We start from the raw sequence: 14,554 nt of genomic DNA on the forward strand, positions 1-14,554 counted from the left end.
TCAGTGGTGGCCTGACATTGCTGGCGGGCACCTACTTCCGGTTCGTCGCACGCCGTGTCGAGATCCGTCCCGAGGACTACGAGGACGCAGAGATCGAGGACGGCGCCGGTGAGCTGGGCTTCTTCAGCCCGCACAGCTGGTGGCCGATCTCCGTTGCCGCCGGCGCGGCGCTCTTCGCGGGCGGCTTCGCCACCGGGAACCTGTGGTTCGCCATCTTCTCGGCACTCGTGATCATCGGGACCGCCGCAGGCATGGTGTTCGAATACCATGTGGGCCCAGAGAAGCACTGACACGCATTTCCTGCGCCGGCATAACTGAACAACCCCGTAAACCGCCCCAGAATCTATCTGGGGCGGTTTACGGCTCTCCAGGCACCCATAACACACGATGACCGACCCCGATCCGCAGGCCTGCGGACGGGTGCAGAATTGCCTTCCGGGTTTGGAGAATGATGTTCACCGGGTGGTGGTTGAATTGGTGTATGACGCAGGACGCCCAGCAGACTCAGCCCGAACTCAGCCCGACCGATTGGGTGCGCAGGCAAACCGAGGAGATCCTCAAGGCCGGCACCACCGCCGCTGTGGACATCATCAACCGCCCTGTGGTGCTGTTCACCACGACAGGGGCCAGATCAGGCAAGAAGCGGTACGTGCCCCTCATGAGGGTCACGGACGGCGAGAAGTACGCCATGGTGGCCTCCAAGGGGGGAGCGTCGAGCCACCCGTCGTGGTACTTCAACGTCAAAGCGCATCCGCAGGTCACCGTGCAGGACGGTGAGAAGATCGTCGAGCTGACTGCACGTGAGCTGTCCGGAGACGAGCGGGCGCGCTGGTGGGACCTCGCGGTCAAAGCGTATCCGCCCTACGCCGAGTACCAGACCAAGACCGACCGGCTCATCCCGGTGTTCGTGCTCGAATAGCGACCGGCGCCGGTGGGGGGAGTACCGGTGGGGGAGGGAAGACATCAGCAAAGAAGAACCGGGAGCAAAGAAGAACCGGGGCGGTCCGATGATTCGGACCGCCCCGGTTCTTCTTGTTCTGACGAGGATCAGCTGAGGGGATTGCCACCCTTGGCCTGCAGTTCTTGCAGCGCCTTCTTCTCCTGGTGCTCGTTCTCGTGTTCGAGTTCGATGTTGCGCCGCTGCTCCTCGATCGGGTCCGGCGACAGGATTGAACCCGTGCCGGGTGCACCCGCGGAGCCGAGCTTGTTCATCCGCTTCGGCAGAGCCGCACCCTGGTAGGGGAGCGGGATCGGATGACCGTGGCTGTCGACCGGGCCGAGCGGCTGATGCAACTCGATGTACTCGCCCTTGGGGAGGCGGGTGATGATGCCGGTCTCGATGCCGTGGGCCAGGACCTCGCGGTCGCTGCGCTGCAGTGACAGGGCCCAGCGGTAGGCGATGAAGTACGCGATCGGCGGCACGACGATCAGGCCGATCCGGCCCATCCAGGTGGTCGCGTTGAGCGACACGTGGAACTTCAGGGCGATGATGTCGTTCATGCAGGACAGCGTGAGGATCGCATAGAACGACAGGGCCATCGCACCGATACCGGTACGCACCGGGACGTCACGCGGACGCTGCAAGAGGTTGTGATGTGCGGTGTCGCCGGTGAGCTTCGCCTCGATCCACGGGTAACCGAACAGGCCGACGAACAGCACGCCGATCAGGGCGACCACCCAGAAGATCGCCGGGATCGTGTACGGCCCGAGATAGAGCTCCCAGGCCGGCATGAGTCGCGCCAGACCGTCCGTCCACATCATGTAGATATCCGGCTGGGAACCTGCCGACACATGCGCCGGGTTGTACGGGCCGATCGTCCAGACCGGGTTGATCTGGAAGACACCGGCCATGATCGCCAGAACACCGGTGACGATCGCGAACATCGCACCGCCCTTGGCGGCGAACACCGGGAGGATCCGGACACCGACGACGTTGGTCTCGGTGCGGCCGGGGCCGGGGAACTGGGTGTGCTTCTGGTACCAGACCAGCGCCAGATGCGCACCGATCAGCGCCAGGATGATGCCGGGGAACAGCAGGATGTGCAGCACGTACATGCGGGGGATGATGATGTCGCCCGGGAACTGGCCGCCGAACAGCGCCCAGTGGATCCACGTGCCCACCAGCGGAATACCCAGCACGATGCCGGACATGGCGGCGCGGACGCCGGTGCCCGACAGCAGGTCGTCGGGGAGCGAGTAACCGAAGAAGCCTTCGAACATCGCCAGCAGCAGCAGCACGCAGCCGATCACCCAGTTGGCCTCACGCGGGCGGCGGAACGCGCCGGTGAAGAAGATGCGGGCCATGTGGATGATGATCGACGCCGCGAACAGCAGGGCCGCCCAGTGGTGGACCTGCCGCACGAACAGACCGCCGCGCACCTCGAACGAAATGTCCAGGGTGGTCTCGTACGCCCGGGTCATAGTGACACCGTTGAGCGGGGTGTACGCGCCATCGTAGATCACGTGCGACATCGACGGGTCGAAGAACAGTGTCAGGTAGACACCCGAGATCAGCAGGATGACGAAGCTGTAGAGCGCGACCTCACCCAGCATGAACGACCAGTGCGACGGAAAGACCTTGTTGATCTGCCGACGGATTCCTGGCGCCATGTGGTAGCGCGCATCCATTTCAGAGGCCTGTACGGCCAGGCGGTTGCTCATGATCGACGCTCCCAGAAGGCCGGTCCGACAGGTTCGATGAAATCGCCCGCGGCGACCAGGTAACCCTGGTCGTTGACCGTCAGCGGCAGCTGGGCCAGGGCACGGGCGGCCGGTCCGAAGATCGGCTTGCCGTACTCCAGCGCGTTGAACTGCGACTGATGGCACGGGCAGAGAATGCGGTTGGTGCGCTGCTCATAGAGCGAGGTGGGGCAACCGAGGTGGCTGCAGACCTTCGTGTAGGCGAAGTAGTCGCCGTAGTTGAAGTTCTCCTGGCCCTTGCGCTTGATCACCTTGGCCGCGTCCGTGGGACGCAGGCGGATGAGCATGACCGGGTTGCTGACGTAGCGCAGACCTTCGAGCAGCTTGTGACGGGAATGCTCGGTCTCACCGAGGCCGTCGGACACCCGCCACGGGAACACGGTCTCCATGCCTCCGGCGTCGAGATCCTCCGGGCGGACCAGGGTGACCTGGTACGGGTTGCCGGTGTCGCGGCGCAGGAAGACGGTCTCGTCCGGGTTCTCCGGCGGGTTGTAGATCGGCGACCAGTGGGTGTGCCACAGCTCTGACTTGTCACCCTTGGCCCACGGGTTCTTGATGAATCCGCCGAGGCCGGCGACGACTCCGGTCAGTGCCAGGGCGCCGAAGGCGAACAGGCCCGAACCGATGATCATCTTGCGACGGGGGAGCGTGGAGCTCTCCAGCGAATCGCTCAGTCCCGCGACGATGGTCTTGCGGTCGACCTCCGACGATCCGGCACCCTCACCGTCGTGCCGGTCCTGGACCGAGATCTCCGACGGGATGAACTTCTTGGTGAACAGCACCACTGCGATGCCGATCGACAGTATCGACAGACCGAAGGTGATACCCAGCAGCGGAGTGTTGAGGGTGTAGCGCCAGTAGTCGTCCGAACCGGGGAGCGCGAACTCCCAGTGATTCCAGAGGAAGATCACGAAGCAGGCCAGGGCGGAGATACCCGAGACGGTCAGCCAGATCGCGACCTGACGTTCGGCGCGCTTCTCCACGCCGGTGCCGGGCTCGGGATAGCGCGCAGCCCGGTGGATGATCTCGACGCCGTCGAGATTGGTGCCGAGTTTGACCAGCTCTTCCTTACTCATCTGGTCGAGCTCGTCCTGCGAGGGCAGGTCCTTGTCGTTTGATCCACTCATGAGCGCGATCCCATCCACATTGCGCCGGCCACGATCGCGACGACGCCGATGGCCCACATGACCATGCCTTCGCTCACCGGGCCGAACCCGCCGATGCCCAGGCCGCCCTGCTGCTTGGTCTCGGTGACGTACTTGATGAAGCCGATGATGTCTTTCTTGTCCTCGACCGACAGCTGACGGTTCGAGAACCGGGGCATGTTCTGCGGCCCGGTGAGCATCGCCGTGTACAGCTGCTGCTCGGAGACACCGTCGAGGGTCGGCGCGAACTTGCCCGAGGATAGGGCGCCGCCGCGGCCGGTGAAGTTATGGCACGAGGCGCAGTTCAGGCGGAACAGCTCGCTGCCCCTGCCGATGTTGTCGCCGCGCAGTGACTTCTGCGCGATGACGGGCAGCCCGGCCTCGTCCTTCTTGATGGTGCCGTCATCGTTGCGCTCGTAGATGACCTGCGGTCCGCCACCGTTGGACTGGATGTAGGCGCCGAGCTGGTCGATCTGGGCCTTGGTGAACTTGGCCGGCTTGCGCAGCGCCTGCGCCTCGCCGCGGGCCGCGGGCATGCGGCCCGAGGACACCTGGAAGTACACGGCGGCATCGCCGACGCCGACAAGTGACGGTCCGCGATCGCTCACACCCTGCAGGTTGGCGCCATGGCACGTGATGCAGGAGGTCTCATAGAGCTTCTTGCCGTCGGCGATGAGTGCGGCGCTGGACTCATCGGCGGTGGCCCCCTGCGGTTTGGGTGACAACACCGCCGCGAGGAGGCCGGCGAGCACGAGCCCGGACAGCAGGAGGATTGTGCCGCTTGCGCGACGGCGAAGTTTACGACGGGACTTGGCTTTACGTGCCGCCGACGATGCGGATCCGGCATCGGTGGCCGGCGTGGCTGCGCCGACCCCTGCTGCGCCGAAGTCCACGTCGTCGCTATCCGACGGTCGCGGTGGAGATGAACTCATCAGTGACTCTCTACTTAAGCGGACGGACTGTTTTCTCTGTGTCCGGGTCGTCCTGACGGTGAAGGCTGCGCAGAGGACCCGGGCTGTAACTACCGGATGAAGTAAATGGTGACGAACAGGCCGATCCACACGATGTCGACGAAGTGCCAGTAGTACGACACGACGATCGCCGCGGTGGCCTGAGCCGGTGTGAACTTCGAAAGCTTGGTCCGGATCAGCAGGAAGATGAATGCAACCAGGCCGCCGATGACGTGCAGGCCGTGGAAGCCGGTGGCCATGTAGAACACCGAACCGTAGGCGCTCGAGGCGAGCGTGGTGCCGTGCTCGACGAGGTGGAAGTACTCGTAGCCCTGGCCGGCGACGAAGAAGGCGCCCATCGCGAAGGTGATGACGTACCAGCGGCGCAGGCCGAAGACGTCGCCGCGCTCGGCGGCGAACACACCCATCTGGCAGGTGATCGACGAGGCGACGAGGACGAGTGTCACCGGGACGGCGAGGGCGAGGTTGAGCTCGGTCGGCTCTGGCGGCCAGCCGGATGAGGAGTTGGCTCGCGCGACGAAGTACATCGCGAACAAGCCGGCGAAGAACATGAGCTCACTCGACAGCCACACGATAGTGCCGACACTGACCATGTTGGGTCGGTTCAGTGAGTGCACGCGCGAGGTGATGGCTGTCCCTTGGGTACCTACGGCGCTAGTCACAAGTGAAGTATGACGGTTCGTAGTAAGCCCTGACCACTCGGGTCGACAAATTGCCTCAACAAATTCTCCCTGCGCTGGTCCGGGGCGGTATTGAGGGGGTTGTCGGCGTGTCAGGGAGGGCGTGATTTGCTTCCTGGTATGAGCGAACCCGGTGGACGGCGGCGATCGTCGATGCGATGGGACCGGTTGCGTGCGTTTTTCACGCGCGGAGTGGGTGCCGACGGACCGTCCTCGGTCGATGACGACAGGATCGTCATCGTCGCCGAATCCGACGACGAGGCGGTGGCGAGTTCGATCGTGCTCGATTCGTCGCCATGGCGACCCGGACAGCCGGCGGTGCTGCGCCACTTCCTGAAGGTCGCCGACGACGGTGTCGAGGAGGTTGTGCGCATCGCCGGACTCAACGACTATCAGGTCGATATCGGTGCGGCCGGACTTGCGGGGGCCGGCGAACAGGACGGGACGGGAGTGCTCACGCTGGCGAAGCTCGCGGTGTTCACGACGGTGGATGTGTCGCGGGAACGTTCGCGTATCGCCAGTCTGGCCTCGCGGCAGCGCGGAACGGTCCTGGGCTGGCAGGTACTGCAGCTTCCCGAGTGAACCGGCGTGCCGGACTGCCCGTCGGTGTCACCGAGCGCCCGGTCGTGGTCCTACTGCCGTCCGTGGTGGACGCCCACTAGGGTGGACAATTGTGAGCGAGACAACCCATACCTGGCCGCAGATCCTCGGCCGCGTCACCGACGGCATCGACCTGACGGCCGACGAGGCCGCTTGGGCGATGAACGAGATCATGACCGATTCGGCCACCGGCGCGCAGATCGCCGCCTTCGGCGTCGGAGTCAAGATGAAGGGTGCGGCGGCCGCGGAACTGAGCGGACTCGCCTCGGCGATGCTCTCGCACGCGAGCCTGGTCGATGTGCCGGGGCGGGCCGTCGACGTCGTCGGGACCGGCGGAGATCGCTCGCACACCGTCAATATCTCCACGATGACCTCCGTCGTGGTGGCAGCCGCCGGTATCCCGGTGGTCAAACACGGTAACCGCGCGGCGTCGTCGAAGAGTGGTGGCGCAGACGTCCTCGAAGCGCTCGGCGTCACCATCTCGCTGGGGCCGGACGCCGTCGCACGATGTGTGGCCGAGGTAGGTGTCGGTTTCTGCTTCGCGCCGGTGTTCCACCCCGCGTTCCGGTTCACCGGACCGCCCCGCAAGGAAATCGGTATTCCCACCGTCTTCAATGTGCTGGGACCGCTGACCAACCCGGCCGCCCCGGCCGCCGGACTGATCGGCTGCGCCTTCGCCGATCTCGCGCCCGTCCTGGCGCGCACCTTCGCCGAGCGGGGAACCTCGGCGCTCGTCGTCCGCGGCGACGACGGACTCGACGAGCTGACCACGACCACCACCTCGCACGTGTGGCAGGTGGTCGGCGGCACGGTCACCGAACTGTCCCTGGACCCACGGGCACTGGACATCGCCACGGTGGAGCTGTCTGCTTTGCAGGGTGGCGACGCACAGGTGAACGCCCGTATTGCGCGGGAACTGTTCGACGGGCGGACCGGGCCGGTGCGCGACGCGGTGCTGCTCAACGCCGCGGGCGCGATCGTCGCGTTCGAGCAGACAGAACCGTTCACGGAGGAAACCTTCGCCGGGGCCCTGGCCGACGCTCGGGACCGGGCCGCCGTGGTCGTCGATTCCGGAGCCTCGCGGGACGTGCTCGATCGCTGGGTGGCGTTGAGCACCGAACTGGGCGCGGCGAAGAACTGAAGAATTAGGGTTGCGAGCATGATCACCGCCATCGTCCTCATCTCCGCCGACGTTCACCGGATCCCGGAAACCGCGCAGGCGGTCGCCGACATCCCCGGGGTGAGTGAGGTGTACTCGTGTGCAGGAGACGTCGATCTCATCGCCAAGATCAAGGTGCGCGATCACGAACAGATCGCCGAGGTGGTCACTGGGAAGATCAACCGGCTGCCCGGGGTGACCCGCAGCGCCACCCACATCGCCTTCCGTAGCTATTCCAGTTCGGAGGTCGAGGGCGGGTTCTCGATCGGCGAGGAATAGCCCTCTCCGTGCCGCACGGGCCGGTGATTGTCGTACCTGTGTTCTAGTGTTCGTCTCGTTCGGCAGGTATCCGACTGGTGAATCGGGGCACCGGCGGAGTGAATGAGACGGAGATTACATATGCTGATCGAATGCAGCGGGTGCCCAGGGCGCCCGGCCGCTTGCGACGGGTGCATGGTGCAGGTACTTTTTTCGGCCCCGAGCAGCGTCGATGGCAGTGCCGAAGGTGAAGCCCAGGTAACAGCTGGGGCGCCCACGGCCGACCGTGAGATCTCGGCGGCCATCGAAGTCTTCGCACTTGCCGCGATGGTGACGAATTCGACCGCCCGAACGGCAAGAGGGGCCATTGTGCCTGTTCAGCGCGCTGCTTCGGCCCACTTTCCCAAAACCCTGCGCGCCGGCTGATCGGTGCTGTAGAAATTTGTTCGGTCGACCAGTGGACAGAAGGCCATTTCATTTCGTAACCTTTCTGAGACCTTGACGGAGCGTCGTAACTCCAACCGGAGTGGTCCGTGAAGGTCACCGCTTAGTCATCCAGCTGGATGAACCGGGGACCCACCGGCTTCGGACCTTCGCTCGCGAAGGACCGAATTGGGGTGAATCGTCACCGTCCACCCGGACGTGGCGTAGGGCAATTTCTTCCGCCCGAACCCGACAGCTAACTCGGTAGGCGGTTCAGGGAGAAGTAGAAGGAGAACGTTCTTCGTGGCCAAACATCGTTTGGAACAGCCCGCACGGACCGGCAAGCTCGCCAAGTCTGCGCTCATTGCCGGATCGCTGTCGATCGGATCGCTCGGTGTCGCCGCAGGTGCTGCCGAGGCAGCCCCGGTAACCATCCCGAACGTCGGCACCTTCGAGATTCCGGGAATCAGCCAGAAGCAGATCCCGAAGGAACTGCGGCAGTTGCCGTCCAAGATCACGCCGAAGAGTCACGGCAGGATCACGCCGCCGCGCGTCAACCCGGGCACAGTGCTGGCCCCGCGCCAGTCGACCGGCGAGAAGGCCGTCCGGTACGCCGCGACCAAGATCGGTTCGCCGTACTCTTACGGCGCCGCCGGACCGAACGCATTCGACTGCTCCGGCCTGGTCTACTGGTCCTACCAGCAGGCCGGCAAGATCATTCCGCGCGACAGCTACGGACAGCTCGGCGGCGGTCAGGCCGTCAACTACTCCGACGCCAAGCCTGGCGACGTCCTGATCTTCAACGGTGGCGGCCATGCCGGCATCTATGAGGGCAACGGAATCTTCATCCACTCATCGACCTATGGAGTGCCTGTACAGCGCGCCCAGGTCAACGCGTGGAACCTGGTGGGCGTCCGTCGCTACTGACGTAGTGCCGTAACGTGTGACGGGCGGGTCGCATCGGTGATGTGTGACCCGCCCGCATCCCGTCAATGAGGACAGTCGCGCGAGGAGTATGGCGATAGTGGCATCGGAGGGCGCACGACCGACGTCGGCCGTGCGCTGTGAACAGCTTGATGTGAAGCACCGCTGTGAACAGCTTGGTGTGAAGTACACAGTGGGGTCCATGGTCCGGCCGTTCCTGCTGCCGTTGCGACTGGTCGTATGGGCCACCGCGCTGGCGCTGGTTGCCGCGACGATGGCGGCGGTCGCGAGCCCAGGGCACGCCGAACCCACCGCATCGGCCGATCAGCTGTTGGTCCGGTACAAGAAACTCGCACGCGAGTCCGAGCAGTCTGCCGAAGCGATGCACAACGCGCAGATCGAGTACGACAAGCAGACTGCGATCGCCCGGCAGGCGCGCACCGAATCCCGTAAGGCCGACGCCGACCGGACTCGTGTCGATCGTGATCTGGCGCGCTACCAGCGTGCGGTCAACGTGCTGGCCCGTGCGAGTGCCAAAGGAGCACGTGTCAACCGCCTGTACGCGGTGCTCGTCAGCGATTCCCCTCAGTCGCTCCTCGACCAGATGTCGGGCCTGGAGGTCCTCTCGCGCCAGACCGCGGCCAACCTGCGCGGGCTGACCAAGGCCAAGCGCGAGGCCATCGCGATCAAGACCACCGCCGACCGCAAAGCGGCAGACGCGGACCGCGCCATCACCACCGTCGCCAAGACGAGGCGTCAGCTGCAATCCAAGCAGAACGCGCTGCAGTTGCAGGCGATTCAGGTGCGCACGATCTACGAGACGATGACCGGCAAACAACTCGCCGCCCTGCGCGGTCCCCGGTTCACCTTCGATCCGCGCCAGCTGCCCACCGGGGCCGCATACACGCTGGCCGCGGTCCAGGCGGCGCTCACCCGCATCGGTGATCCCTACGTGTGGGGAGCGACGGGCCCCGACTCGTTCGACTGCTCGGGTCTGATGGTGTGGGCATATAGGCAGGTCGGTAAGACCCTGCCACGCTCGAGCCAGGCCCAGCTCTCCGGCGGCACTCCTGTCGACCGGTCGCAGCTGCAACCGGGTGACCTGATCATCTACTATGCCGATGCCTCACATGTGGGAATGTACGTCGGTAACGGCCTCGTGATCCACGCCTCGACCTTCGGGATTCCGGTCAAGGTCGTGCCCGTCGATGATGCGGGACCGTACAACTCCGCGCGCCGGTACTGAACGCCCATACATGCCTGTCATCACCGACGTGTCCGAAGGCTGCTCGCGGCGCAACCGCGGCTACCGGCTGACGGTCGCGCTTCTCGCAGCCTCGGCGCTCGTGGTGGGGTGTTCCGGCGACGACGAACTGCCCGTACCGTCGGGCGCCGCCACGACCACAACCAACGCGAACGTCTATGAGCAGCAGCGGGCCGAAGCCGTCACAGCCCTGCTCGACAAGCTGTCGAAGGCCGTGACCGCGGGCGACGCCAAGTCCCTGGCCGGTCTGATGGACGACAGTGCCACGCCTGCCTTCCGTAAACGGCTGGAAACCGCGGCGGCAAACTTCGGTGCGCGACCGCAGCGGACGGCGTCTCCGACGACCGGATCGCCGGCCCCATCGGAGAGCCGCGGTCCGTCGCCGGCGCCCGCACGCCCGCTGCCCGACGACTCACGCGGCACCGCGCTGCGCCCCGCGACGTTCAAGTACCAGCTGGTCCTCACCGATGCCGCCGAAATGCAGGCGCCAGAATCGGTCACCGACAAACTGACCGACCAGGGCAGTTCGGACGTCTGGGTGACGCCGGTCGCGTTGCGCTACGCATTGGGGGGCGCGCAGGCACCCGGAATCGACGAACCCGAACTGGACATCGACCAGCGGATGGTGGTCGCGCGCTACGGCGACGATTGGAAAGTCGTCGGTGACGCTACTCTGGTCGGTGGCCGTGCGCCGGCGACAATGCTATGGGAATTTGCCGGGTTGCGCGTCGCCGATGTGCACACAGCCGGCGGTACGTCCGTGATCGCGTCCTACCCGGGTACCGCCGATCTCGTCGACCGCGCCCGGGGCCTTCTGCCCGATGCCGTGCAGGCAGTCGAGTCGTTCTGGGGTTCGCAGTGGCCACGCCGGGTGGCTGTGGTGACCACCGGGACGGCCGGACAGTTCACCGGGTTGTCGGGGGCACCCGAAGCCGACGGCGCGGCGGCCGCGGCAACCGTGTTCACCGGCATCGATGCGGACAAGACGGTCAGGGGCCAGCGGATCGTACTCACACCCAACGCCCGGCAGATCCCGGCGCCCGCACTGGGCGTCGTGCTGCGGCACGAGATCACCCACGTCGCAACCCGGTCGATCACCTCGGTGAAAGCGCCACTGTGGGTCACCGAGGGACTGGCCGAGTACGTCGGGCGCAAGGGGACCTACCGTCGGCTGGCCGACGCCGCACCCGACCTCGCCGCGGCGGTCCGGGCGGGCTCGGCACCCCGCACCCTGCCGACCGACGCCGACTTCGCCGTGTCCGGGCCGAAGGCCGGACTGACCTACCAGTCGGCCTGGTCGCTGTGGGCGTTCATGGCGAGCAAGTTCGGCGAGGACAAGATCAAGAACCTATACCGCAAGGCAGCAGCCGGTGACGCGGCCGCCGCCGATGCCGCGATCGCGTCGGAACTGAAGGTGACCAGCGGCGACCTCGTCACACAGTGGCGTCGTTGGCTGACCCAGGCGACAGCCTGATGCGCCGGACCCTGCTGGTCACCAACGACTTCCCGCCCAGACCCGGTGGCATCCAGTCGTACCTGGAGAACCTGATCGACCGCCTCCCGTCCGACCAGGTCGTGGTGTACGCCCCCCGGTGGCGCGGCTGCGAGGAGTTCGACAGCTGCGCACCGTATTCGGTGGTCCGGCACCGCACCACCCTCATGCTGCCCACGCCGTTCGTCGCACGTCGCGCCGCACGCCTGGTCCGTGAACACGACATCCACACCGTCTGGTTCGGCGCTGCCGCACCACTGGCAATCCTGTCGCCCGCCCTGCGCAAGGCCGGTGCCCAGCGAATCATCGCCTCCACCCACGGGCACGAGGTGGGCTGGTCCATGCTGCCGATCGCCCGACAGATCCTGCGTTTGATCGGCACCAATACCGACGCCATCACCTACGTCAGCAAATACACGCGCAGCCGGTTCTCGGCGGCATTCGGGTCCCGCGCCGCCCTCGAATACCTGCCGCCCGGCGTCGACATCGACAGGTTCGCCCCCGATCCCGATGCCCGCCGGCGCATCCGACAGCAACTCGGACTGGGCGACCGGCCCACCGTCTTGTGCCTGTCACGGCTGGTGCCGCGCAAAGGCCAGGACTCGCTCATCCGGGCGCTGCCCGCGATCGCCCGGGAAGTACCTGACGTCGCGCTCGTCATCGCCGGCGGCGGACCCTACGCGGAGAAGCTGCACGAGCTCGCCGACGCGAACGGTACCGGCAAACACGTGGTGTTCGCCGGATCGGTACCTGTCGCAGACCTCGCCGCGTTCCACGCCATGCCCGACGTGTTCGCCATGCCGTGCCGTACCCGGGGCAGGGGACTGGACGTCGAAGGTCTGGGCATCGTCTTCCTCGAAGCCTCGGCATCCGGAATCCCGGTGGTCGCAGGCGATTCCGGCGGCGCACCCGAAACCGTCCGCGACGGCATCACCGGACATGTCGTAGACGGGCGCGACGTCGAGCACCTCGCCGAGACCCTCATCGCAGTCCTGAAAGCTCCCGACCGGGCACGCGAAATGGGCCGCGCCGGACGCGAATTCGCCGTCGAACGCTGGCAGTGGCGGCACATGGCCGCCCGCCTCGACCAACTGTTGTAGAGCTCCCTACTTCTTGTAGATGGCGTCGATGTCGGCGCTGAATTTTTCGGTGACGACGTTGCGTTTGACCTTCAGGGTGGGGGTCATCTCACCCGATTCCTCGCTGAAGTCCGTCGGCAGCACCCGGAACTTCTTGATCGCCTCGGCATGCGAGACCGTCAGGTTGGCCTCATCGACCGCGGCCTGGATCTCAGCGCGTAGATCCGGATCGTCGGCGAGGTCGGCGACGGTTGCGTCGGCTGGTTTGCCGGTGCGTTCCTTCCACGACGGGAACACCTCGGCGGCGATGGTGATCAGTGCGCCGACGAACGGCTTGGCCTCGCCCACCACGAGGGCCTGCGACACCAGCGCCGAGGCGCGGATCACGTCTTCGAGGCCCGACGGGGAGACGTTCTTGCCGCCGGCGGTGACGATGAGTTCCTTCTTACGGCCGGTGATCTTGAGGAAGCCCTCGTCATCGATGGTGCCGATATCGCCGGTGTGGAACCAGCCGTCCTCGATGGCAGCCTCGGTGGCCGTCGGATTCTTCCAGTAGCCGTCGAACACCACACCGCCGTGCAGCATGATTTCGCCGTCGTCGGCGATGCGGGCGCTGTTGCCCGGCAGCGGCCGGCCGACGGTGCCGATCTTGACAGCGCCGGGTGAGTTGACGCTGAACGCGGCCGTGGTCTCGGTCAGGCCGTAACCCTCATAGACGGGGATGCCCACGCCGCTGAAGAAGTGACCGAGACGCGCGCCGAGCGGGGCACCACCGGAGATGGCCATCTCGCACTGCCCACCGAGCGCGGTGCGCAGCTTGCTGTAGACCAGTTTGTCGAAGACCGCGTGCTTGGCCTTGAGGACCAGGCCCGCGCCACCGGTCTGCTCGGCTCCGGAGAAGGCGATCGCGGTGTCGGCCGCGGCGTCGAAGATCTTGCCCTTGCCGCCGTCGTGGGCACCCTGGCGGGCCGTGTTGAACACCTTCTCGAACACGCGCGGCACCGACAGGATCGCCGACGGGCGGAAGTTACCGAACTCGGGAACCAGGTTCTTGATGTCGGCGGTGAAGCCGACGGCGGCACCGCCGTCGATCGCGACGAGCGTAATGGCGTGTGCCAGGACATGTGCGAGCGGCAGGAACATCAGCAGCCGCTTGCCCGGCTCGAGCTGCCGGCCGATGCCGGTGGACAGCGCGGCCCGGCATTCGGAGAGCAGGTTGGCATGGGTGAGGATGCAGCCCTTGGGCCGTCCGGTGGTGCCGGAGGTATAGATGAGCACCCCGGGATCCGCCGAGCGCAGGCCTGTCCGGCGGGCGGCCACCTCGTCGTCGCCGACCTGGGCTCCGAGCGCGGTGAGTTCCTCGATGGCGCCGGGTCCGTCTCCGCCGGTGATCTGGAACGCCCGCACTCCGGCGGCCGACGGCGCGGCCTCGAACTCGGCGCGGTGGCCGGCGTCCTCGAGGACGATCGTGGTGGCTCCGGAGTCGGTCAGGATCCACTCGATCTGGGTGGCCGACGACGAATCGTAGATCGGGACGGGCACACCACCGGCGGCCCAGACCGCGACGTCGATGAGTATCCACTCCAGACGGGTGCGGCTCAGGATCGCGACGCGGTCACCGGGCTGGACGCCCGCGGCGATGAAACCCTTCGCCAGCGCGGTGATCCTGGCGGCGGCGTCGGAGGCCGCCACCGGTACCCACTGGGTGCCGCGTTTGTCGAGGAACACCGCCTGGCCGGGGGAACGCGCAGCGATGTCGAAGATGATGTCGGTGCAGTTCGCGTCGTCGTCGATCGTGAAGTCGGCGGGGACGCTGTATTCGGTGGTCAAGGGTGGCCTTTCTGCTGCCGGTCTCACGA

General features: G+C 66.0%; 14 protein-coding genes and 1 riboswitch. Of the genes, 9 read left to right on the forward strand and 5 right to left on the reverse strand.

Annotated features, from left to right (window positions below):
- Both Q0627_RS06805 and Q0627_RS06810 read left to right on the forward strand, forming a co-directional pair.
- Positions 1-290 (forward strand): cytochrome c oxidase subunit 4 (locus Q0627_RS06805; protein WP_298808609.1); only part of this gene is annotated, 290 nt, incomplete at its 5' end.
- A 191-nt stretch (positions 291-481) separates the two neighbouring features.
- Positions 482-919 carry a nitroreductase family deazaflavin-dependent oxidoreductase gene (locus Q0627_RS06810; protein WP_291012916.1) on the forward strand — a complete coding sequence of 146 codons (438 nt, stop codon included), beginning with the start codon at positions 482-484 and terminating at the stop codon, positions 917-919.
- Between the two features lie 128 nt (positions 920-1,047).
- Here the strand turns inward: Q0627_RS06810 and Q0627_RS06815 are convergent, their stop codons facing one another.
- The 4 genes from Q0627_RS06815 to Q0627_RS06830 all read right to left on the reverse strand — a co-directional run bounded on the left by Q0627_RS06815 (position 1,048) and on the right by Q0627_RS06830 (position 5,478).
- Complete coding sequence (locus tag Q0627_RS06815; RefSeq protein ID WP_291012918.1) at positions 1,048-2,661, reverse strand: cytochrome bc complex cytochrome b subunit; 1,614 nt, start codon at positions 2,659-2,661, stop codon at positions 1,048-1,050.
- Positions 2,658-3,827, reverse strand: a complete 1,170-nt coding sequence (locus Q0627_RS06820) for a ubiquinol-cytochrome c reductase iron-sulfur subunit (protein ID WP_298808616.1) — start codon at positions 3,825-3,827, stop codon at positions 2,658-2,660. The genes Q0627_RS06815 and Q0627_RS06820 overlap by 4 nt, the downstream gene beginning before the upstream one ends.
- Entirely contained in the window at positions 3,824-4,777 is a 954-nt protein-coding gene (locus tag Q0627_RS06825; RefSeq protein WP_298808619.1) for a cytochrome c, read from the reverse strand. Before Q0627_RS06825 ends, Q0627_RS06820 begins: the two co-directional genes overlap by 4 nt.
- Positions 4,778-4,866: 89 nt before the next feature.
- Positions 4,867-5,478 carry a heme-copper oxidase subunit III gene (locus Q0627_RS06830; RefSeq protein ID WP_291012923.1) on the reverse strand — a complete coding sequence of 204 codons (612 nt, stop codon included), beginning with the start codon at positions 5,476-5,478 and terminating at the stop codon, positions 4,867-4,869.
- A 138-nt stretch (positions 5,479-5,616) separates the two neighbouring features.
- Between Q0627_RS06830 and Q0627_RS06835 the strand changes: the two genes are divergently transcribed.
- From Q0627_RS06835 to Q0627_RS06865, 7 genes are all read left to right on the forward strand, one after another.
- Positions 5,617-6,078 carry a hypothetical protein gene (locus Q0627_RS06835; RefSeq protein ID WP_291012925.1) on the forward strand — a complete coding sequence of 154 codons (462 nt, stop codon included), beginning with the start codon at positions 5,617-5,619 and terminating at the stop codon, positions 6,076-6,078.
- A gap of 91 nt (positions 6,079-6,169) precedes the next feature.
- Positions 6,170-7,237, forward strand: a complete 1,068-nt coding sequence (gene trpD / locus Q0627_RS06840; protein ID WP_291012927.1) for an anthranilate phosphoribosyltransferase — start codon at positions 6,170-6,172, stop codon at positions 7,235-7,237.
- Positions 7,238-7,255: 18 nt separating this feature from the next.
- Positions 7,256-7,534 carry an Lrp/AsnC ligand binding domain-containing protein gene (locus Q0627_RS06845; protein ID WP_291012929.1) on the forward strand — a complete coding sequence of 93 codons (279 nt, stop codon included), beginning with the start codon at positions 7,256-7,258 and terminating at the stop codon, positions 7,532-7,534.
- Between the two features lie 513 nt (positions 7,535-8,047).
- Positions 8,048-8,222, forward strand: a riboswitch (cyclic di-AMP (ydaO/yuaA leader).
- Positions 8,223-8,239: 17 nt separating this feature from the next.
- Positions 8,240-8,863, forward strand: coding sequence for a C40 family peptidase (locus Q0627_RS06850; RefSeq protein ID WP_291012931.1), 624 nt, complete (start codon positions 8,240-8,242; stop codon positions 8,861-8,863).
- A 271-nt stretch (positions 8,864-9,134) separates the two neighbouring features.
- Entirely contained in the window at positions 9,135-10,106 is a 972-nt protein-coding gene (locus tag Q0627_RS06855; protein ID WP_291013024.1) for an NlpC/P60 family protein, read from the forward strand.
- Positions 10,107-10,116: 10 nt separating this feature from the next.
- Positions 10,117-11,598 (forward strand): hypothetical protein, encoded by a 1,482-nt coding sequence (locus tag Q0627_RS06860; RefSeq protein ID WP_291012933.1) that lies wholly within the window; start codon positions 10,117-10,119, stop codon positions 11,596-11,598.
- Entirely contained in the window at positions 11,598-12,716 is a 1,119-nt protein-coding gene (locus tag Q0627_RS06865; protein ID WP_298808652.1) for a glycosyltransferase family 4 protein, read from the forward strand. The genes Q0627_RS06860 and Q0627_RS06865 overlap by 1 nt, the downstream gene beginning before the upstream one ends.
- A gap of 6 nt (positions 12,717-12,722) precedes the next feature.
- On the opposite strand, the gene Q0627_RS06870 is transcribed toward Q0627_RS06865, so the two are convergent.
- Complete coding sequence (locus Q0627_RS06870) at positions 12,723-14,525, reverse strand: long-chain fatty acid--CoA ligase (protein ID WP_298808629.1); 1,803 nt, start codon at positions 14,523-14,525, stop codon at positions 12,723-12,725.
- Positions 14,526-14,554 lie beyond the last annotated feature (29 nt).

Origin of the sequence: uncultured Gordonia sp. (assembly GCF_937858515.1) — a bacterium.
In the GTDB taxonomy this organism is placed as follows: domain Bacteria; phylum Actinomycetota; class Actinomycetes; order Mycobacteriales; family Mycobacteriaceae; genus Gordonia.